Annotated in this window: 7 protein-coding genes and 1 pseudogene; 3 read left to right on the forward strand and 5 right to left on the reverse strand. The window is 37.1% G+C overall.

All coding sequences use genetic code 11. The annotated features are described in order from the left end of the window. Positions 1 to 114: 114 nt before the first annotated feature. A complete protein-coding gene (locus DS885_RS08575; RefSeq protein ID WP_113819025.1) occupies positions 115 to 681 on the forward strand; it encodes a hypothetical protein in 567 nt (188 codons plus the stop codon). A gap of 36 nt (positions 682 to 717) precedes the next feature. Here the strand turns inward: DS885_RS08575 and DS885_RS08580 are convergent, their stop codons facing one another. Next, on the reverse strand, positions 718 to 978 hold the full coding sequence (locus tag DS885_RS08580; RefSeq protein ID WP_113819026.1) for a YrhK family protein: 261 nt from the start codon (positions 976 to 978) through the stop codon (positions 718 to 720). A 72-nt stretch (positions 979 to 1,050) separates the two neighbouring features. Between DS885_RS08580 and DS885_RS08585 the strand changes: the two genes are divergently transcribed. Beyond that, positions 1,051 to 1,920 (forward strand): AraC family transcriptional regulator, encoded by an 870-nt coding sequence (locus tag DS885_RS08585; protein ID WP_113819027.1) that lies wholly within the window; start codon positions 1,051 to 1,053, stop codon positions 1,918 to 1,920. A gap of 63 nt (positions 1,921 to 1,983) precedes the next feature. On the opposite strand, the gene DS885_RS08590 is transcribed toward DS885_RS08585, so the two are convergent. From DS885_RS08590 to DS885_RS08600, 3 genes are all read right to left on the reverse strand, one after another. Further along, on the reverse strand, positions 1,984 to 2,757 hold the full coding sequence (locus DS885_RS08590) for a dioxygenase family protein (protein WP_113819028.1): 774 nt from the start codon (positions 2,755 to 2,757) through the stop codon (positions 1,984 to 1,986). After that, complete coding sequence (locus DS885_RS08595; RefSeq protein ID WP_113819029.1) at positions 2,754 to 3,695, reverse strand: glutathione S-transferase C-terminal domain-containing protein; 942 nt, start codon at positions 3,693 to 3,695, stop codon at positions 2,754 to 2,756. The genes DS885_RS08590 and DS885_RS08595 overlap by 4 nt, the downstream gene beginning before the upstream one ends. Before the next feature lie 78 nt (positions 3,696 to 3,773). Further along, on the reverse strand, positions 3,774 to 4,223 hold the full coding sequence (locus tag DS885_RS08600; RefSeq protein WP_113819030.1) for a DoxX family protein: 450 nt from the start codon (positions 4,221 to 4,223) through the stop codon (positions 3,774 to 3,776). A 148-nt stretch (positions 4,224 to 4,371) separates the two neighbouring features. Between DS885_RS08600 and DS885_RS08605 the strand changes: the two genes are divergently transcribed. Next, a complete protein-coding gene (locus tag DS885_RS08605) occupies positions 4,372 to 5,286 on the forward strand; it encodes a LysR family transcriptional regulator (RefSeq protein ID WP_113819031.1) in 915 nt (304 codons plus the stop codon). 5 nt (positions 5,287 to 5,291) lie between these two features. Here the strand turns inward: DS885_RS08605 and DS885_RS08610 are convergent. Next, positions 5,292 to 6,326: pseudogene (locus DS885_RS08610) on the reverse strand (DUF2235 domain-containing protein). Positions 6,327 to 6,551 lie beyond the last annotated feature (225 nt).

Consider the following 6,551-nt stretch of genomic DNA (forward strand, 5'->3'; position numbering starts at 1 on the left):
AATACAATTGGTATAATTTAGTTTAAAGAATAGGTGCAGAATATAATTTCCCTTTTAGGAAACTTACAAAGTAGCAATAAATTAGTTAATTAGTGCAATATACAAGGATAGTATATGAACCATAACGACACAGTCACTATAGATCTCACTCGTACTCTACTCAAAGATGGACCTAAATTTTTATCTCATAAAGTGATTGTGGATGGAGACTTAGCTTTTTTACGCCCCACTATAACATCGATGCTATTTTGTGTTGTTTATATCGTGGTAGGTCTCTTTTTAATTGCATTAGCTAGCTATCAGCTGATTATTTCTGACAAATACGATCTTGCTATTTTTGTGGGTGGTTTCGGAGTTGCCATTGGCACCTTTGGTATTGCATTAATCCAGCCTTTTGTAAGCAGAGCAACATTCAATAGAGTAACGGGCGTATTTAATAACCACACTGACCGGAACGTTAAACTGCACAATATCGTTTCATTACAAATTAATAATAAAATGATTCAACGTAAACATGCTATCAGCTACCCTTGTTATGAGCTTAATTTATTAACTGAGCATGGCCGAAGAATTAATATCCTCAATCATAACGACTTAATTCAACTAATGCATGACGGCAACTTATTAGGTAATTTTTTAGGTGTAGAGGTACTTGATTGCAGAAGGGAAATTATACTGTAACCCCACCCCATAATGACAATACACCTTTTTGTATGATTAAGTGTTTTTTTGAAAGGCTTTATTTACGTGTATAAGACTCATTAACTTAATAACAGGTTTAATGATGAGTTGTGCACTTCCAACAATAAATAACCAGGTGCCACTTTCAATCAGAGCATCATTTAAGAAAAATGCACTGCCAATTAAAAACCAAATAGCAATAAATAAGTCATTAACTGCACCTAACGCTTCATAACGTCGTTGTATCACTATATGTTCTTGACCAATGTCTAGATCAAACTCATTTTTTTTACTCATTAATCCCCCTTATCAAGACTGAAATAATATCAATAAATTGAATCTTACCACTCTTGGTGATATTTTTAACTAATGAGTAAAGCACAAATAAAACAACTGATTGAAAATACTATTAAGCATAATGGCATGGTTGAAACCGCCATTAAAGGTGTACACATTTTTCGGGCAACTGAACCGGTACCATGTACTCCCGTGGTTTATGAGCCGACCATTATTGCTATTGTCAGCGGAGCAAAAGAGGCGATACTTGATGGCAGTAAACACAGCTATGATGTTAACCATTACTTATGTTGCACTCAGTCAATGCCCATTGAAGCAGGTGTTCCAAACGCATCATCTGATACACCATTATTAGGTGTTATGATTTCCCTCGATACAAAAGTGATGACTGAACTTGCGATTGCAATGGATTCTACTCAATATAAAACACGTCTATCACAAGGTAAATCGATCTCTTCAGGATTAACCTTAGCCCGATGGGATAGTGAATTTAGCAGTGCCCTATTACGCTTATTACAGTTAAATTCAGATGCAAATCAAGCAGAGTTATTGGGCGAAGGTCGTCTGAGAGAACTCTATTATGCAATTTTTAAAGGTGATGCAGGTAAATCTGCTCAACAAGCTTTTGCTGCAGGTAATGAAGTGACTAAGGCGATTAACTATTTGAATGATCACTTAGATCAACCGGTGACTATCGATGAAATGGCAAGCAACATTGGTGTAAGTCGAGCCGTTTTACATCGTAAATTCAAGCAAGCAACCACTTTATCACCTATTCAATTTATGAAATCAATGCGTCTTAATAATGCAGCAATGAAAATTGCTGGCGGTATGAAAGTAAGTCAGGCAGCGATGCAAGTTGGTTATGTTAGTTCCTCACAGTTCAGTCGTGAATTCAAACGCTTATATGGAAAATCACCCAAGCAATGGATAAGTGCATAATATTTATTAATATCACTTATTCGTTGAATTCAAGACAAAATACAAATCCGATGGTCGTTTTTATCAAGTCCAAATATAACTTTCCATTGAGATAGTATGGTGCAAAATTGGACTTGTTAATACATTAACCGACTCATACACATCAATGGCGGCCAACGCCACTATCAATGGTAAATAATGTTCTGAACTTGGGTGTGATTGCCGATAAAAAGGCGATTTACTGGGTTGTTTGATAGCCTCGATATCCTTGCTGATGACAGCTTCTCTTACCCACTCTTGAAATTGTTGTGCATAATCGGCCACCAGCTCATGTTTTGCTCTAGTATCACTTAAATTATGAGTCACACTGCCTGAGCATATAATCCCAATATTTTGCGACCTTAATTGTTTTAATACCTGGCCAAGGTGTTGCAGCTGGTTTGTATCATGCTCAACATTGATAGAAATTTGTAGTATGGGTTTATCAGCATTTGGGCGAAGATGACGTAAAGGGACCCAAACACCATGATCCCAACCGCGCTGAGTATCAGCTTTCATTTCGATACCATTATCATTAAATAACGTGATTACTTGTTTGGCTATAATCGACGAACCACATGCGGGGTATAGTAAATCATACAAGGCATGTGGAAATCCGCTGAAATCATATATAACCTGTGGACTTTCACTGCTTGTAATGTAATTCCCATGGGTTAACCAATGTGCCGAGACAACAACAATTGCCTGTACATGATCAAAATGTGTTGATTGACGAGCAAGTTGCTGTGCAGCCAAACCTGTATCAAAGGCAAACATTGGTGAGCCATGACTAACAAATAATAACGGAGCTAAACTCATACCCCCTCCTGTAATAAATCAAACCAACCCAGTATTGGCCCTGCTGGCACAATCATCGAAGGATTCAATGCTTTAATAGAGTAATAGCCGGTTTTAATGTGGTCTATACGTGTATTCTTGGCAAAAGCATCGAGCTTGAGTAACCGCAGCAAGTACCCTGATAAATAAGGGTAATCAGCGATTCTTTTAAGATTAGTTTTAAATAACCCGTGATACGCCACATCAAAACGAATCAGTGTAACAAATAAACGAATATCACTTTCAGTGAGCTTTTGTCCCACCGCATATTGATTAACTGAAAAGTGCTCTTCTAACTTACCTAAACGTGAAAATATCGCCGTAACCGCTTCATTATAAGCCTGCTGAGTGCTAGCAAAACCCGCTTGATAGACACCATTATTTAAACTGTTATAGATACTATCATTAAACATATCTATCTCATTTTGCAATGCAGGGGGATATAAATTAACCAATGATTGATGAATAGGTCTTAAGTCATCATTAAAAATACGCAAGATATCAGCAGATTCATTATTAATAATGTTGTTATTCTTACAATTCCAAAGAATAGGCACAGTGGCTCGTCCTGTATATTCAGGGTCAGTCATAGTGTATAGCTGATGTACAAACTCCACACTTTGAACCTGACTATTGGTCGCACCAGGAAAATCACCAAACCGCCAACCAAAATCAGTTAATGCAGGCTCTACAACCTCGACACTCACTGCTTCCTCCAATCCTAATAATGAGCGAGCGATTAACGCCCGTGTTGCCCAAGGACAAATATAGGCCACATATAAGCGCAGACCATCTTCAAGTGCAGCATGAGGGTCATCGATACGTTTGGTAAATGCACTACTTTGACGAATAAAGCGGCCTTTCTTATCTTGTTTCTGTACTGGATCCCATTTACGTTCCCAAACACCATTAACTAACATAGTGACTCCTATAAAGTCTCTGATATCTGATCAGAGACCTATTAAGTTATTATTCAAAAATCAGGGGGTAGTTATTAATTATTTATCCATGAACCTTGTTAAACGGTTATCGACAGAGAAGCACCCTGCTCCTTGAAACGTTAACGCTAAACTAGCCGCAAATAAGATCAAGGCATACTCGAATCCACCATTACTAATAAATAGACCGTGACTAATATGCGCAGTGAAAATAGCCACTAACATGGTGAATGCAGTGAGCAATGCCGCAGGTCGTGTTAATAGACCTAAAATCAAAGCGAGGCCACCAAAGAATTCAACACTACCCGCTAACAAAGCCATCAGAAATCCAGGTGCAAGACCAATACTTTCCATCCATTGACCAGTACCTTCTAAGCCATATCCACCAAACCAGCCAAACAATTTTTGTCCGCCGTGTGCCGCTAATACAATGCCCACTGGAACACGAATTGCTAATGACCCTAACCCTGCTTTAGTCTGAAGAACTTTGTTTATAATTTGCTTATTCATTGTTTACCCTTTAAAAAAATTAATTGTTTGTTTAGTTCGGAAAGCAGTTTACTAACAACAAATTAAATGGTAAACATGCCATTCATTGAATTATTATCAACACGGTGTTGTTAATGAAGCAGGCATTGTATTAGATAAGGTCTATAAGATGGATAAACTCGACATGATGAAAGCCTTCATCACAGTTTCAAAAGAAGGCAGCTTTACTAAAGCAGCAGATAAGTTGGACATATCAAACCAACTAGTCAGTAAATATATTGCTCATTTAGAAGATCATTTAGGTGTTAGATTGTTTAATCGTACAACACGTAAAATTCGCCTTACCGCAGAAGGCGAACAGTGTGTGCAGCATGTACAACAAATATTAGAAAACATTCAAGATATGGAAGGCAACTTAGGTCAATTTAAAAACGAAGTCCAAGGTACATTACGGATCAGTGCGCCAGTATCATTTGCCACCAAACATATTGCCCCGTTATTAAGAGATTTTAGACGTAAAAACCCTGCCGTTAAAATTGATTTACAATTAAATGATCGCAAGACGGATGTTGTTGAGGAAGGTTTTGATTTAGCCTTGCGTATTAGTGAGCTAAAGAGCTCTTCATTGATTGCAAAACGTATTGCCCCTATTCATATTGTGACCTGTGCATCTCCTGAATACCTTGAGAAAAATGGTATACCTGAACACCCAGATCAACTTAATCCAGACCATTTTTTACATTATAACTACATGGACTATAACCGAACTCATTTACCCATAATCAACGCATTAAGGCATTCAATAAAAGCACAAAGACAAAGTATCTCTTCAAATAATGGGGATGTATTAGTAGAGGCTGCGGTTGCGGGTGAAGGTTATGTGGTACAACCGACTTTTATCGTCAGTGAAGCAGTTAAACAGGGAAAGTTAAAAGTGATACTAGAAGATTTTGCACCTGATGTAATGAGCTTGTATGTGGTTTATCCGCATCGAAAATTAACCTCAAACAAACTCACTGCATTTATTGATTTTATTAGTCACTATTATGGTGAACAACCTTATTGGGATGATTATCAGGCTTAATTGCTTTAAAGGATACATTCGCTCCATTTATGATCCACTAAGTAATCGACTACGTTTTTTGGTCTATATTTAGGATCGTTATCCCAGCGGTATTTAAACGACTTATGAATCAATACCTGCCCTTGACCATGATCAATAGTACGAAAATATTTACTTTTAATACGATAAAAGGATCTTCTTGAATTATGCATAGTAGCAAGCGCACTCTCTTTAATGCTCTCTTGTAAATGTGTTTCAACATCTAAGCCAGCTGTTGTGACCTCTTCAAGCATCCAACTTAGTGCATTATCTGATAAAATGGTTCCCGACTTATCAGGTGGGTAACTACCTCCGATGTCGCTATGTGCGCCAGCGAACCAAACCTGTTTTATGTCCATATTATCACCTGCAGACCAAATCGTTGGGATGAAGTCACATCTATGTTCATCAATAGCAAGCGCATGCCTTGCAATCAAAACATTACTGCCAATTTTATTATCATAAAATTCATCCTTATCGTTAAATAATCCTAAAAATGTCAAGGGTATCCCCATCGCACCAACTGTATCCCATACCCCTACAAACTTTACTTCTCTTGATTGGTGACAATAGTCATTTCTAAATTTTATCGATTCTTTTCCACTGGGAGTCTAAGCTTCACCTGATTTTTTATAATGATTAAAAGCGTGTTGTACCAGCTTCGCATTATCTCTTTTTAAAATGCCACAGTTATTAATTAACCCGCAGAGACATCGAATAGTATAAGCACCACGGCTAAAGCCGAATAAGAAAAGCTCATCACCATCAGAATAGTTTTGGATAATATAACGATAATTATCCATGATATTTTTATGTAGCCCCCTGCCAGTAGCACCTCCAATAGTATTATCGTAATAGGAACCAATGCCCCAATCGTAAAAAACTTGTTGTGGGGATTGGTCTGAAGAAAAAGGTTTGATTGCACGGGCTAGTTTTAAAATATTGGTAGGAAAATCTTTCTTAAGATCATTTTCAGGACGATTCCAAGTCCCATCAGCACAAATAACTATTCGTTTTTTCATATGCCACCTTCCTTTTGCTCATTTTCACATGAAGATAAATACTTTATTCAAAGTTTTTTATCTAGGTGTTACAACAACATATATTAAAGTAGCAATGTCTAGACCAAACTTTCAAGCTATTGTTTTATCGCTAATAATTATTCCTATAATCTTCATAAACCAAATAAATGTAAAACTAATCAACATCAGTAATAATACCAATCATAGTAAGTAACTGATCTATTT

It is taken from the genome of Psychromonas sp. B3M02 (genome assembly GCF_003318165.1).
Lineage (GTDB): Bacteria > Pseudomonadota > Gammaproteobacteria > Enterobacterales > Psychromonadaceae > Psychromonas.